This window comes from Cruoricaptor ignavus, from assembly GCF_014961145.1.
GTDB classification, from domain to species: Bacteria; Bacteroidota; Bacteroidia; order Flavobacteriales; family Weeksellaceae; genus Cruoricaptor; species Cruoricaptor ignavus.
The window spans coordinates 1,131,596-1,145,262 of the sequence record NZ_CP063145.1 but is presented as its reverse complement, the minus strand read 5'-3'; the positions used below and the strand labels follow the sequence as shown (position 1 = coordinate 1,145,262).

Genomic DNA, 13,667 nt, shown 5'->3' with positions numbered 1-13,667 from the left:
CAGCCGTTCGGCAGGGATTGGTAAAAAAAAACGAGCCTCCTGTGATTACACATGCGGCACCAGCATATTAGCCGGGTCAAGAATTTCATCGAGTTTTGCCTGAGGAATCAGGTCATACTTCAGCACGAGGTCGTACACGGAAGCCCCTGTTTCCAATGCTTCTTTAGCGATTTTCGTGCTGTTTTTGTAGCCGATATGCGGATTGAGCGCCGTCACGATGCCGATGCTATTTTTCACCATATTATAGCAGACCTCCCGGTTGGCGGTGATGCCGTCTATGCATTTTTCCTTCAAAGTGTCCATTGCGCGGGTCAAGAAAGTGATATTTTCCACGATTGCCTGGCACATCACGGGTTCCATCACATTCAGCTGAAGCTGGCCCGCTTCTGAGGCAAAAGTGACGGTGAGATCATTCCCAATCACCTTAAAGCAAACTTGGTTCACGACTTCCGGAATCACGGGATTTACCTTACCGGGCATAATGGAGGATCCCGGCTGCATCGGCGGCAGATTAATTTCATTCAGCCCGGCGCGCGGCCCGGAGGAGAGAAGCCTCAGGTCGTTACAAATTTTCGAGAGTTTTACTGCGAGCCTCTTCAGCGCGGAGGAGTAGATGACATAAGCGCCCGTATCCGGCGTGGCTTCCACCAGGTTCGGCGCGGAGAAAAACTCCCAACCCGTGATTTTTGCTAAATTCTCGGCGCATTGGCGCGCATATCTCGGGTGCGCATTCAGCCCGGTGCCTATGGCGGTACCGCCCATATTGATTTCCAGGAAGAGGTGGGCATTGTTGTTTAGGCGCATGATTTCTTCTTCAAGCGTAGCAGCAAATGCTTCAAACTCCTGCCCCAGAGTCATCGGCACGGCATCCTGCAGCTGGGTGCGCCCCATCTTTATCACATCTGAAAACTCCTTGCCTTTTGCGCGGAATGCCTGTATCAGCAGGTCGAGATGCTTTACCAGCTCTTTGTTCATATTGAGCATTGCCAGGCGGAAGGTGGTAGGGTAGGCATCGTTGGTAGATTGCGATAGGTTCACATGATCGTTGGGGGAGCAGTACTGGTACTCACCTTTGCTGTGGCCAAGGATCTCCAGCGCGCGGTTGGCGATTACCTCGTTGGCATTCATATTTACAGAAGTTCCCGCGCCGCCCTGTATCATATCCACAGGGAACTGGTCGTGCATCTTACCGCTGATGATTTCTTCGCAAGCCGCGGAGATTGCCCCTGTGAGCTCGTCGCTTAGGAGCCCCAGCTCGTTATTGGTTTTTGCTGCGGCAAGTTTTACAAAGGCTATGGCGTTCACGAAGTCTTTATAGTCGCCCATCTTGGTCCCGGAAATACGGAAATTTTCTAGGGCGCGCTGCGTCTGTACGCCGTAGTACGCGCTGGAAGGGACTTTCAATTCACCCAGAAGGTCAGATTCTATTCTGAAACTATCCATTATGCTTTATGATTTAGTTTAGCAAAGATATTCCATTTTTCCATAGGAATTTCGGTAGGAGAGCCCGGCAGGTAAGCAATGCATTAGTATTCATTAAAATACCTTTGGATCGCCTGCCAGTCTTTGGTTCTGGTAAGGGCGAGCATTAGCAGCACCCGCGCTTTCTGCGGGTTGAGGTTTTGCGCAGCCACGAAGTGGTATTTGGCATCGTCCACCTCGGCGTCAAGCGTCGTTGCGCCGGTAGGTACGCGGGAAGAGCGCACAATCTGTATGCCCTTCTGCTGTGCTTCCGCGGCGAGTTCAAAGTTGGTGCGGTAAAGATTCCCGTTGCCCACCCCCGCAAGCACAATCCCGTCGAATTTTGCGCCGATGAACGCCCTCATTGGCAGCTCGGAAGCGTTGGAATAGCCGTAAACGATGCCAACCCTCGGGAGTTTTTTTAAATTTTCCACATTAAATTCCGACTGCCAGGTGTGCCTGTTCTCCACATTTCTGCCATAGTACGGGATGCCGTTGCGGATGTGTGCCAGCGGCCCGAAATTCGCCCCCTGAAAGGTCTCTACCGCCACGGTGCTTGTTTTTATCACATCCTTGGCATCCAGCACCAGGTCGTTCATTACCACTAAAACTCCGCGCCCCTGCGAGGCTCCGTTCCCTGCCACGCTTACGGCATTGTAGAGGTTCCTCGGGCCGTCTGCGCTCATCGCTGTGGAAGGCCTCATTGCGCCTACCATCACCACCGGTTTTTTGCTGTGCACGGTCAGGTTCAGGAAGTAGGCAGTCTCCTCCATAGTGTCGGTGCCGTGGGTGATCACAACGCCATCGTAGCCCTCTGTGTTGAGGAGTTCGTTGCAGCGTTTCGCGAGGCTTAGCCAAACCTCATCATTCATATCCTGAGAGCCGATGTTCGCGATTTGTTCACCGCTGACATCAGCAATATTTTTTAGCTCCGGCACCGCCTGGAGGAGGGTGTAGATGCCGAGCTCACCGGCCTTGTAGCTGGTCTCCGTAGCCGATTGGCTCACCCCGGCGATGGTGCCCCCCGTGGCGAGGATGCGGATTTTCGGTTTCTGCCCGAAAACAAGGACGGAAAACACCGCTGTGATGATGCAAAAAATAAGTTTTTTCATTAAGGATGTTTATTTCGCAATTTTTTGCCGTAAAATTTCATAATTCGTAATTGCTACGGCGTTGCTTAGGTTTAAAGAATCGATAGTTCCTGCCATAGGTATTAAAACATTCTCAGCCTTGCCTTTCCAGAAATCCGAAATTCCGGAATGCTCGGTTCCGAAAATCACCGCTGATTTTTTCGTGAGATTTTTCCGCTGAATTTCTTGCGCCGCTTCATCCATATAGGTTGAGAAAATGTTGAAATTGTTTTGGTTCAAAAATTCAAAAACCGCAGAATTTTCCGCCGAGAAAAAATTCATCCCAAACAAACAGCCAACGCTTGAACGAATCACATTTGGATTGTAAAAATCCGATTTTGTATCAGTTACAATTAATGCATCTATTCCAAAAGCTTCACAACTTCTGAGAATAGCACCCAGGTTTCCAGGTTTTTCCGCGCCTTCTACAATGATGATGGCTGAGTTTTCTTCCGGCTGAAAATCTTCCAGTAGATTTTCTTTTTCATTGTAAATTCCAATGATGCCTTCCGAGCTTCCTCGGTAAGCTATTTTCTCGTAAACCTTTTCGGAAACGAAATTTATTTTTCCTTCCGGAATTTTTCCATCAAAAATTTTTTCGCAAATGAAAAACTCTATAGGCTGAAAATCAAACCGCAAAGCGCGCTCGTTTTCCTGCCTGCCCTCTACCACGAAAGTTCGCGACTTCTTCCGAAAACGATTGTCCGAAGAAAGCCGCACCAAATGCTTCACCTTCTCATTCTGAAGACTTTCAATCGTCATTCTTCGCCGCTTTTTTCAGGGAATAAATTGTCCCCATTTTCCGGTAATTCCAGAGTAGCCCTTTCCACAATGGCTTCCGGCAAATTCTTTTTCGCTGATGCACCCAGCGATTTTACTCTTTGTGCAGAAGTCACGAGGTTGCCTCTTCCGGTGGAAAGTTTCTTCATCGCCGTTTCGTAATCGGTTTTCGTCTCGTCCAGCTTTCGCCCGATTTTCAGCAAATCCTGCACGAAACCTTCGAATTTATCGTACATTGCGCCGGCAACTCTCGCAATTTCTTCGGCATTATCCTTCTGGTCAGAGCGTTTCCACACATCGGAAATCAGCTTGAGATATGCAATTAAATTCGTAGGGCTCAGCATGATGATATGCTTTTGGTAGGCATAGTTCCAAAGGTTCGTGTCGTGCTGCACCGCCGAAAGAAACGCCGGTTCAATCGGGATGAACATTATAGTGAAATCCAGCGATTGCTTCATGTTGTCGTAGCGCTTTGTGGCCAGCGTATCGATGTGCCTTTTCACCGCAGCGGTATGCAGCGCCAGGTTTTGCAGCCGCTGTTCCTCATTTTCCGCGGAACACATTCGGTCATAAGCGTTCAGCGAGACTTTGGAATCGATGACTACGATTTGCTCGCCTGGAAGTTTCAGGATGAAATCCGGGCGCTGCGTTTCGCCGTCCTCATTCGTAATGGTGTGCTGCGCGAAATATTCCCTGCCCTTTGTCAGCCCGGAATCTTCCAGAATTCGCTCCAGAATCATTTCGCCCCAGTCACCCTGCGTTTTCGTTTGGCCTTTCAGCGCGGCGGCCAGGTTGTTCGCTTCCTGAGACACTTTGTTCGTCTGCTCCATCATCAGCTTGATGGTGTTGTTCAGCGAGAATCTTTCGCGCGATTCATTTTTGTAAACCTCATCCACCTGCTTTTTAAAATTCTCGATATTCTCGCCAAGCGGCTTCAGCAGTGTATCCAGGTTTTGCTTATTGCTTTCTGTGAAGCGTTTCGTTTTCTCCTCAAGGATTTCGTTTGCAAGGTTTTTAAACTCATTTTTCGCCGCCTCGTGGATTTTCTTCAGCTCCTCTTTTTGCTCGGCAAGGCTGCGTTCCAGATTTTTGTTAATGGCCTCCAGCTCAGAGTTTTTCGCGTGATAATCCTGCCCGCTTTTTTGCAGAGAGGCAATTTCCTCGCTCTGTTTTGTGTTAAGATTTTTCTGCTCAGAAAGTTGAGAGTTTAAAGAGGAATGCTCCGCGGAAATTCGGGCGAAATCATCCTTCAGCTGGGAAAGAATTTCGGTCTGTTCGCGGTTTGTTTTCCGCTCATTATCAATCAGTTGGCTCAGTTCATCATTTTTCTTGCAGGAATTATCAAAATCCGACTGACTTTTAATAAAATTCGCATTCAGTTCCTCGTGCACCTTCCTTGAAACCGACTGAGATTTCCCGATGAAATACGCCAAAACCGCACCCACCAAAAACGCCAAAGCGATATACAAAATTTCCATATTTCAAAAATAGGAAAAAGGCTTCAATTTCAGATTCTCAGAAACTCTTTTGCTAGCTCTATCATTTTCGGGTCTCCGGTATATTTGCCTTTCTCGTCACTCAGTTTTACAGTCGGTATCCAGTCGCCGTTTTGCGCCATCACGCCGGTGAGCTTCATTACAATGTTCATCGGCTTCAGGCCCACATCATTGGTGAGGTTGGTGCCGATGCCGAAAGAGATCCCGATTTTCCCACTGCAGTAATTGGTGATTTCCTCCACCTTTTCCAGATTCAGCCCGTCTGAAAAAATGATGTATTTGTACAAAGGATTGATGCCGAGCTTCTCATAGTGTGCGATGGTTTTGTCCGCAAATTCCAGTGGATCTCCGCTGTCGTGCCGAACGCCGTCGAAAAGTTTCGCAAACTTCTTGTCGAACTGCCGGAAGAAAACATCCGTGGTATAGGTGTCCGAGAGTGCCACGCCCAGATCGCCGCGGTACACATCTACCCAATGCTCCAGCGAGAGGGCGTTTGCCATTTTAAAGCCGAACTGCGCCGCGTGAAACATAAACCACTCGTGCGCGTGGGTGCCTATGGGCTTTATGCCGTACTTCATCGCCAGGTGCACATTGGAGCTGCCGATGAATTTAGAATTATGGCTTTTGATGAGGGAATCCACCACCAAGTCGTGCACCTTGTAGGAGTGCCTGCGCCGCGTGCCAAATTCCGCGAAGGACACCCCGAGCTCGTTCAGCTTTTCGGCTTTCCTCAGGGTTGTCTGCACCACGGATTCATTGGAGTCCCTCTCCAGGTGGTTCATCTCATAATGCAGCTCCGAAATAAGCGAAAGCAGCGGTACCTCCCACAGGATGGTGCGGTACCACAGGCCCTCTACGGATACCTCCAGCTCTGCCCCGTTCTGCGTGATTTTCACCTCATCCGGGTCGTATCGGTAGCCCTCCAGAAAGTCGATGTACGGCAGCTTGATGTACGGGCAGGTGCGCTGCAGCCACGCCTTCTCCTCGCGGGTGAGGCCCAGCCCCGCCATAGCCTCCACGATCTTGCGGAGCTCATCGGCGAAGCCATCCGGGAAGCTGTGGCGCCCGCGGTTGATAAAGGAATACTTCACCCGCTCGCTCGGGAACATCTGCACCACGGCGCACTGCATCGTAATTTTGTAAAAATCGTTATCAAGTATCGAATTCAGAGGAATGCTTGACATATATTTAAAAGGATAGGTTTAAAATCAGGCCCCGCCACAGCTTATTTTTTTATAAATTTAAAACTCCGGACGGTTCCTTCGGTTTTAATTAATATGGTATAAACCCCCGCCGGCAGGGCGGCTACAGAGACGGTAATGCTGTCTGTTTTGATGATTGCTCTGCCGCTCTGGTCAAAAATTACCGCAGATTCCAGCCTTTCGCCGCCGCAGCGGATGTGGAGGTAATCGCTCGCCGGGTTGGGATAAACGGCAAAGCTTGCATCAGCTTCCTCCGTGCCCAGCGCGCCGTCGGCAAGTGTCACGGGCTCGCGGAAGAGGGAGAGCTCGAAATACCCCCCGCCGGAAGTCTCCAGGTAATACGCCTCCGCAGTATAGTCTGCAAAATCGGTTTTTTTAATGGAGCTGAACTGAAAGTTTTTGGTGCTCACGCCTGTGTACTCATCCAGGTTTTTCAGCCAGGAGATTTTGTAGACATCCGTGGGCAGGCTCTGTTTCAGCGTGGCTTCCCCACCCTCTCTGCCGGCTACCGTTTCTGTTTCGTCATACCTCTGCGGAGAGTAGGCTATATCGGTAAACGAACGCCTGGCGGAATGGAAGTTTTTAATCTCATTAAGGCTGTAGCGGTTGTTCTGCAGCTGCACGATATCCGGAAGATTTTGCGGAATTTCCCCGCTGAGTTGGTTCCCGATCAGCGAGAGATACTGCAGCCTCGGGAGCTCTGCCACTTCAGCAGGTATGGCGCTAAGTTCATTCCGGTCGAGGTTCAGGAGCTGCAGATTTTTCAGGCGGCCGAGGATTTGAAAATTTTCCAAACGATTCCCGCTCATATCCAGGTGCGCCAGATCTTTCAGCACCCCGAGCTCTACAGGCGCTGCTTTCAATTCATTTTCTGCAAAGGAAAGCCATTGCAGACCAGAGAGCGAACGCAGCGCAGAGAAGTCCGTGATTTTATTTTGGGAAAGATTCAGAATTTCCAGAGATTTCAGGGCAGAAGCCTCGTTAGGAACTTTTGCCAGCTGATTTCCGGAAAGATCTAATTCTTTCAGGGAGCTCAGCTTAGCCAAAGCTGAAAAATCCCGGATCTCATTGCCCGAGAGATTAAGAATTTCCAGGGAAGAGAGGCGGCCTAGTGGCTCAGGAATTTCCTTTAGCCCGAATCCGGAGAGATCGAGTGAAGCCATCAGGGGAGAATTTTGCAGAAATGAAAAACTGCTGGCAGAGAGCGCGTTTCCTCCTAAGTTCAGCTCCGTAAGGTTGGTAAGCGAGCCGGCGACCAGGGAAATATCTCCGGTAAAAGCATTCTCGCGGATGTCCAGCGCCCTCAGCGTCGGAGGCAGCTGCGGCAGATCCCCGCCGAGGTTGTTGGCATTCAGGTAGAGGGTTTTCAGCTTCGTTAATGCTGCAAGTGATGGTAGCCTGCCTTTCAGGTTGTTGGAGTTGAGCTTTATCTCCGTCACATGCCCGTCTTCCGTGGTGATGCCGTACCACTCATCCGGCTCCGCATCCGTATCCCAGGGGATTGCCCATCCCTCGCCGCCGGCATCGTTGTATAGCCTGATAAGTGCCGCCTTTTCCTCCGGCAGAACGCTTTGTGCGCTGCAGCATACAGAAATCAGCAGAAAGAGTAAAAATTTTTTCAAGAGAGTAGTTTTGGCAAAGGTAGATTTTTCCGCAAAAATTTGCAGAGGAGATTTTTTTAATTTGCAGATATCTTCGAGATTCAGTCCAGTTTTGTTCCGGTCCCGTTCGGAAAAATGCTGCTCTTTGAAAGGCAGACTGGGAGAAGACCGAAGCAAAAGTGGGGCGAAACCCCGGGATGCTCCGTTTTTTCTAAGATTTTTTTATTCCTGCGAGCTAATTATTTGTAACTGCTTGCGGTTTCGGAATTTATCCTTATTTTTGCAGCCTAAAAATAAAGCATTTAGATGCCTACTATTCAACAGTTAGTAAGAAAAGGAAGAGCCACGCTTGCCAAGAAGAGCAAATCGGCTGCCCTTGATTCCTGTCCGCAAAGACGCGGTGTATGCACCCGTGTGTACACTACCACGCCGAAGAAACCGAACTCTGCCCTTAGGAAAGTGGCGAGGGTAAGGCTTTCTAACGGTAAGGAGGTCAACGCTTATATCCCGGGCGAAGGACACAATCTTCAAGAGCACTCGATAGTATTGGTAAGAGGCGGAAGGGTGAAAGACCTACCGGGAGTGAGATACCACATCGTGCGCGGTGCGCTGGATACCGCGGGCGTGAACGGAAGAACGCAGCGCAGATCGAAGTACGGCGCGAAACGCCCTAAACCGGGGCAGGCACCGGCAGATGCTAAAGGAAAGAAAAAGTAATCATTAAATAAGGTAAAAGTACAATGAGAAAGACGAAAGCGAAAAAAAGACCGTTGCTGCCGGATCCGAAATTTAATGATCAGCTGGTGACAAGATTTGTGAACAACCTGATGCTGGACGGCAAGAAGTCCATCGCATTCAGGATTTTTTACGATTCACTCGATATTGTAGAAAAGAAAAAAGGCGAAACTGAAAAAGACGCCCTTGAAATCTGGAAAGATGCCCTCACTAATGTGATGCCGCATGTAGAGGTGCGCTCAAGAAGGGTAGGTGGAGCGAACTTCCAGATCCCGATGCCAATTCGTGCCGACAGGAAAATTTCTATGGCGATGAAGTGGCTCATCAAATATTCCAAGGCAAGAAACGATAAGTCTATGGCGCAAAAGCTTGCGGCAGAGATCTTGGCAGCGTCCCGCGAAGAGGGTGCGGCCTTTAAAAAGAAAACCGATACGCACAAAATGGCGGAAGCTAATAAAGCATTCTCACACTTTAAATTCTAACCTGAAATGGCAAGAGATCTTACACTTACAAGAAATATCGGTATTGCCGCCCACATCGACGCGGGAAAGACCACTACCACGGAGCGTATCCTTTTCTACTCCGGGAAAAACCATAAGCTGGGCGAAACCCACGAAGGTTCTGCCACCACCGACTGGATGGAGCAGGAGGCGGAGAGAGGTATCACGATTACTTCTGCAGCCGTAACAGTAAACTGGACATTCCCGACAGAGCAGGGCAAGCCGGTTCCTGAAGCGAAAGAATACCACTTCAACATCATCGATACACCAGGGCACGTGGATTTTACCGTGGAGGTAAACCGTTCACTTCGCGTTCTGGATGGCCTGGTGTTTTTGTTTTCGGCGGTAGATGGCGTAGAGCCACAATCTGAAACCAACTGGCGCCTTGCAGATAATTACAAAGTGCCGAGAATGGGCTTTGTAAATAAAATGGACCGCCAGGGAGCTGACTTCCTCGCAGTATGTAATCAGGTAAGGGAAATGCTTGGCTCTAACGCGGTACCAATTGTACTGCCTATCGGAGATGAAGCAGATTTCAAAGGAGTGGTAGACCTTGTGAAAAACCGCGCCATCATTTGGCACGATGAAAACCACGGCTCTACCTTTGATGTTGTGGACATCCCTGCAGAGATGGAAGCCGATGTAAAAGAATACAGAGGAAAACTTATCGAAGAAATTGCTGCCTATGACGAGAATCTTCTAGAAAAATATATGGAGGATGAAGAATCCATCACAGAAGAGGAAATCCATACGGCACTAAGAGCGGCTACGCTGGATATGAGCATCATCCCGATGACCTGCGGTTCTTCTTTCAAGAATAAGGGTGTGCAGTTTATGCTGGATGCAGTTTGCCGCTACCTTCCGTCCCCAATGGACAAGGAGGCGATAGACGGTACCGATCCAAAAACTGACGAGCCGGTAAGCAGAAAGCCATCCGTAAGTGAGCCATTTGCGGCGCTTGCATTTAAAATTGCTACAGACCCGTTCGTAGGTCGCCTTGCATTTTTCCGCGCTTATTCCGGACGATTGGATGCCGGTTCTTATGTGCTAAACACAAGGTCGGACAGCCGCGAGAGGATTTCCCGTATATTCCAGATGCACGCCAATAAGCAGGAGCCAATAGAGTACATCGAGGCTGGAGACATCGGCGCTGCGGTAGGTTTTAAAGACATCAAAACTGGAGATACACTTTGCGACGAGAAAAACCCTATCGTGCTAGAATCTATGGTATTCCCGGATCCAGTAATCGGTATCGCAGTGGAGCCGAAGACCAAGGCAGACCAGGATAAAATGGGTAACGCCCTAGCGAAGCTTGCCGAGGAAGACCCAACCTTCCAAGTTAAAACTGACGAGGCTTCCGGACAGACGATTATTTCTGGTATGGGTGAGCTTCACCTTGACATTATTGTAGACAGAATGCGCCGCGAGTTTAAGGTAGAAGTAAACCAGGGCGAGCCTCAGGTGGAGTACAAAGAAGCGCTTACCAAAAACGCAAACCACAGAGAGGTTTATAAAAAACAATCCGGCGGCCGTGGTAAATTTGCGGACATCGTGTTCGAAATCGGGCCTGCCGATGAGGGTAAAAGCGGCCTTGAATTCGTGAATGAGATCAAGGGTGGTAACATTCCGAAGGAATTCATCCCTTCCGTAGAGAAAGGTTTCAAGGAAGCGATGAAGAATGGGCCTTTGGCAGGTTTCGAAGTTGACTCTATGAAGGTAACGCTGAAGGATGGTTCTTTCCACGCGGTGGACTCTGACCAGCTTTCTTTCGAGCTTGCTGCAAAACTTGGTTTCAAGGAATCCGGAAAGGCTGCTAAAGCGGTAATTATGGAGCCGATTATGAAACTGGAGGTGGTAACGCCAGAGGAATATATGGGTGACATTGTGGGCGACCTGAACAGAAGGAGGGGCACCGTGAACGGTATGGATGACAGGAACAACGCGAAAGTTATTAAGGCATTTGTGCCGCTTTCCGAAATGTTCGGGTATGTAACGGCGCTGAGAACGCTTTCTTCCGGCCGTGCAACATCCACGATGGAATTTGAGAAATACGAGGCTGCACCGCAGAACATCGCCGAAGAAGTAATTGCAAAGGCGAAAGGGTAAAACGCAATAAGCTTTAGGCAGTAGGCTTTACGCCAGTTGCCTGAGGTTTTAATTTTCGCAGAAAGCTTACTGCTTACTGCATAAAGCAAAAAGCAAAATATGGCACAACGAATCAGAATAAAATTAAAATCCTACGATTATAACTTGGTGGATAAATCTGCCGAGAAAATCGTAAAGACGGTAAAATCTACCGGAGCTGTAGTGAACGGGCCGATTCCGCTCCCTACCAACAAGAGAATCTTCACGGTGCTTCGTTCGCCGCACGTGAACAAGAAGGCAAGGGAGCAGTTCCAACTTTCTTCTCACAAGAGGCTGATGGACATCTACTCTTCTTCTTCTAAAACGGTTGATGCATTAATGAAACTGGAACTTCCTTCCGGTGTTGATGTAGAAATTAAAGTGTGATAACTAGCTGAAGGCATCTGACCTGATGCCGAAAGTTTGTATGAATAATTCCCGCTGTGAAAATGGCGGGATTTTTTGTTTGGAATGATTACAAATTTAATATGAAATATGAGTTTTGTCTTATTAGATTTGCATAGTTTTAGTTTTAGTTTTGAAGCACTAATTAAAAATATTTGGTATGAAGAAACTGTTTTTATCCGTAGCATTTAGCTTCGCAGGATTATTGAGCGCTAAAACTGAGAAAATAATTTCTCCCATCAAAACTCAAAACATTAACTTATCTTGTTCTCTAGCTGTTTGGAAGCCAATAATTCATGATTGGGTGAGTGTTACAACTGGATGTGATGCCCAATGTGGAGAAGGATACGGTTTTGATCTTCCTTATTGAATATTTAAATGAAAAACTTTCTTTTTTTATTTTTATTCTGTCAATTTTCCATTTTCTCTGGACAGGAATTTTCTATGATTCAAAGATTTACTGCGCCAAAATTCCGAAGTGATATAAAAGAAAAGTCAGATTTTGTAGTCTTATATGAAATTACTTTTTCTGACGGCAAAGGAAAAAGTTCTATTGCAAAAACCTTATTGCAAAGTGGGTATAATTACTCTAAATTTTTAGATGTAAACACCATTGGCAGAGATTCTTTAATACAGGCACATAGTAAATTAGAGTCTGTAGGCGCAAAGGAATTAAACGAATTAGGCCAATTTAATGTTGCATATAAGAAAAGTGTTTTAAAAGATTATCTTTCAAATTCTATTCTTTATCAGGAAAGACTATTTAAGAATACCTATCAATATTCAGAACCAATTCCGAAAATAAAATGGATATTGGGCAACTCGGAAAAAACATTGTTGGGTTATAAATGCAAATCAGCATCAACGGATTTTAGAGGTCGAAAATATAATGCTTGGTATACCGAAGAAATTCCAAAAAGCGATGGGCCTTATATTTTTCAGGGTTTGCCTGGTCTTATTCTACAAATTACAGATGAAGTTGGCACTTATGATTTTACCGCTGTAGCAATTGAAAAAAAGAAGATGAATATTTATTGGAGAAATGAAGAAAATATTGTCCCGGTAACAAGAGAGAATTTTCGTAAGATGCAACAAAACTATTTCGAGAATCCAGGTATTTTTATGAGCGGTAAAGCATATGACCAATACGGAAAAGAAATTTCACTACAAAATAAGAAGCGCTTATATTTACCTTTAGAATTAGAATAATTTCCTCCAAAGTGGGTGGGATTATATGTATGATTTTAAATTTATTTAAAATATGATTTTTGTCATATTATATTTGCATAGTTTTAGTTTTAATTTTGAAGCATTTATCAATTAAAACTTATGCGATTTCACTTATCACTTTTATTTATTTACTTGTTGGTTTGCGATATTTCTGCGCAAACGAACCGCTTTATCTATAATCTTTCACGGCAAGCTGGCGGAGCCACGAGGGATTTTAAAATGGTACTGGATGTAAATCCGGATGAAGTGAAATTCTACGACTACAGATTTATAGAAATTGATTCTGCCAACAAGAAGAATCCTGACAAAGAGATTCGAACGACTTCCTTTTCTCAGCAGTTCTGAAGCGCAAAAGAAATTCGCACCAGCACATCAGCTATTTTGCGAACAGCGATTTGAATTATTTTTCTATTGCCAGCGATGATCCCATTGAATGGAAGCTTAGCGACGAACTGAGGGAACTGGATGGATACACCCTGCAGAAAGCTTCTGCAGATTTTCGCGGAAGGCATTGGGTGGCCTGGTTCAGCCCAGATGTTCCAATTTCGGAGGGGCCTTATAAATTCTGCGGCTTACCGGGGCTGATATTTGAAGTGGAAGATTCTGAGAAACATTATGTTTATAAACTTGTGAGCAACACTCAGCTTCGGGAAACGGCGGATACTTCTAACTTTCTGGAGACTTTCTATGGCGATAATCCGATAGCTATCAATTGGAAAAAGTATGAGAAGCTTATGCTCGATGAGTATAACGACCCTTTTAATCGCTTGGCAAAATCCCTTAGAGAAGGAAAATCGATAAGGATTGGTAGCGAGGAAATAACTTCCACGAGCCAACTTGACGCAAGGAGGAGAAGCTATCAAGAGACTATAAAGAAGTATTACAACCCTATAGAGCGGGACAAGCTCATCAACTATCCTTCGAAATAAAAATTTTGAAAATACATCCTGTTTCTTAATAAATCAATAACCGCTGTGAAGATGGCCGGATTTTTTGTTTTGGA

At 46.8% G+C, this 13,667-nt stretch carries 14 protein-coding genes; 8 read left to right on the top strand and 6 right to left on the bottom strand.

All coding sequences use genetic code 11. The features are described from left to right. Window positions 1-45: 45 nt before the first annotated feature. From aspA to IMZ16_RS05555, 6 genes are all read right to left on the bottom strand, one after another. Window positions 46-1,443: an aspartate ammonia-lyase gene (gene aspA, locus IMZ16_RS05580; protein ID WP_193439215.1), complete on the bottom strand. Its 1,398-nt coding sequence runs from the start codon at window positions 1,441-1,443 to the stop codon at window positions 46-48. Window positions 1,444-1,526: 83 nt separating this feature from the next. Next, complete coding sequence (ansB, locus tag IMZ16_RS05575) at window positions 1,527-2,573, bottom strand: L-asparaginase 2 (protein WP_193439214.1); 1,047 nt, start codon at window positions 2,571-2,573, stop codon at window positions 1,527-1,529. Window positions 2,574-2,582: 9 nt separating this feature from the next. Then, window positions 2,583-3,353, bottom strand: coding sequence for a TrmH family RNA methyltransferase (locus IMZ16_RS05570; RefSeq protein WP_193439213.1), 771 nt, complete (start codon window positions 3,351-3,353; stop codon window positions 2,583-2,585). Further along, on the bottom strand, window positions 3,350-4,849 hold the full coding sequence (gene rmuC, locus IMZ16_RS05565; protein ID WP_193439212.1) for a DNA recombination protein RmuC: 1,500 nt from the start codon (window positions 4,847-4,849) through the stop codon (window positions 3,350-3,352). Before rmuC ends, IMZ16_RS05570 begins: the two co-directional genes overlap by 4 nt. Before the next feature lie 29 nt (window positions 4,850-4,878). Then, window positions 4,879-6,051, bottom strand: coding sequence for a nicotinate phosphoribosyltransferase (pncB, locus tag IMZ16_RS05560; RefSeq protein ID WP_193439211.1), 1,173 nt, complete (start codon window positions 6,049-6,051; stop codon window positions 4,879-4,881). Between the two features lie 41 nt (window positions 6,052-6,092). Beyond that, a complete protein-coding gene (locus IMZ16_RS05555) occupies window positions 6,093-7,691 on the bottom strand; it encodes a leucine-rich repeat domain-containing protein (RefSeq protein ID WP_193439210.1) in 1,599 nt (532 codons plus the stop codon). A 285-nt stretch (window positions 7,692-7,976) separates the two neighbouring features. On the opposite strand from IMZ16_RS05555, the gene rpsL reads away from it, so the two are divergent. The 8 genes from rpsL (at window position 7,977) to IMZ16_RS05515 (ending at window position 13,593) form a co-directional block, all read left to right on the top strand. Beyond that, a complete protein-coding gene (gene rpsL / locus IMZ16_RS05550) occupies window positions 7,977-8,387 on the top strand; it encodes a 30S ribosomal protein S12 (RefSeq protein WP_073177686.1) in 411 nt (136 codons plus the stop codon). A gap of 23 nt (window positions 8,388-8,410) precedes the next feature. Beyond that, entirely contained in the window at window positions 8,411-8,887 is a 477-nt protein-coding gene (gene rpsG, locus IMZ16_RS05545) for a 30S ribosomal protein S7 (protein ID WP_073177684.1), read from the top strand. A 6-nt stretch (window positions 8,888-8,893) separates the two neighbouring features. Beyond that, window positions 8,894-11,011, top strand: coding sequence for an elongation factor G (gene fusA / locus IMZ16_RS05540; RefSeq protein ID WP_193439209.1), 2,118 nt, complete (start codon window positions 8,894-8,896; stop codon window positions 11,009-11,011). A 99-nt stretch (window positions 11,012-11,110) separates the two neighbouring features. Continuing rightward, window positions 11,111-11,416: a 30S ribosomal protein S10 gene (rpsJ, locus tag IMZ16_RS05535; RefSeq protein ID WP_073177681.1), complete on the top strand. Its 306-nt coding sequence runs from the start codon at window positions 11,111-11,113 to the stop codon at window positions 11,414-11,416. 178 nt (window positions 11,417-11,594) lie between these two features. Continuing rightward, entirely contained in the window at window positions 11,595-11,804 is a 210-nt protein-coding gene (locus IMZ16_RS05530) for a hypothetical protein (protein WP_193439208.1), read from the top strand. 8 nt (window positions 11,805-11,812) lie between these two features. Then, window positions 11,813-12,643: a GLPGLI family protein gene (locus IMZ16_RS05525; protein ID WP_073177676.1), complete on the top strand. Its 831-nt coding sequence runs from the start codon at window positions 11,813-11,815 to the stop codon at window positions 12,641-12,643. Between the two features lie 120 nt (window positions 12,644-12,763). Continuing rightward, entirely contained in the window at window positions 12,764-13,009 is a 246-nt protein-coding gene (locus IMZ16_RS05520; protein ID WP_193439207.1) for a hypothetical protein, read from the top strand. Between the two features lie 50 nt (window positions 13,010-13,059). Next, window positions 13,060-13,593, top strand: a complete 534-nt coding sequence (locus IMZ16_RS05515) for a GLPGLI family protein (protein WP_193439206.1) — start codon at window positions 13,060-13,062, stop codon at window positions 13,591-13,593. Window positions 13,594-13,667 lie beyond the last annotated feature (74 nt).

Bases quoted from the DNA above. Each gene is read 5' to 3' on its own strand.
- IMZ16_RS05530 (WP_193439208.1), top strand. From the start codon at position 11,595: ATGAAGAAACTGTTTTTATCCGTAGCATTTAGCTTCGCAGGATTATTG.
- rpsG (WP_073177684.1), top strand. From the start codon at position 8,411: ATGAGAAAGACGAAAGCGAAAAAAAGACCGTTGCTGCCGGATCCGAAA.
- fusA (WP_193439209.1), top strand. From the start codon at position 8,894: ATGGCAAGAGATCTTACACTTACAAGAAATATCGGTATTGCCGCCCAC.
- ansB (WP_193439214.1), bottom strand. From the start codon at position 2,573: ATGAAAAAACTTATTTTTTGCATCATCACAGCGGTGTTTTCCGTCCTT.
- IMZ16_RS05570 (WP_193439213.1), bottom strand. From the start codon at position 3,353: ATGACGATTGAAAGTCTTCAGAATGAGAAGGTGAAGCATTTGGTGCGG.
- IMZ16_RS05525 (WP_073177676.1), top strand. From the start codon at position 11,813: ATGAAAAACTTTCTTTTTTTATTTTTATTCTGTCAATTTTCCATTTTC.
- rpsL (WP_073177686.1), top strand. From the start codon at position 7,977: ATGCCTACTATTCAACAGTTAGTAAGAAAAGGAAGAGCCACGCTTGCC.
- rmuC (WP_193439212.1), bottom strand. From the start codon at position 4,849: ATGGAAATTTTGTATATCGCTTTGGCGTTTTTGGTGGGTGCGGTTTTG.
- rpsJ (WP_073177681.1), top strand. From the start codon at position 11,111: ATGGCACAACGAATCAGAATAAAATTAAAATCCTACGATTATAACTTG.
- aspA (WP_193439215.1), bottom strand. From the start codon at position 1,443: ATGGATAGTTTCAGAATAGAATCTGACCTTCTGGGTGAATTGAAAGTC.
- IMZ16_RS05520 (WP_193439207.1), top strand. From the start codon at position 12,764: ATGCGATTTCACTTATCACTTTTATTTATTTACTTGTTGGTTTGCGAT.
- pncB (WP_193439211.1), bottom strand. From the start codon at position 6,051: ATGTCAAGCATTCCTCTGAATTCGATACTTGATAACGATTTTTACAAA.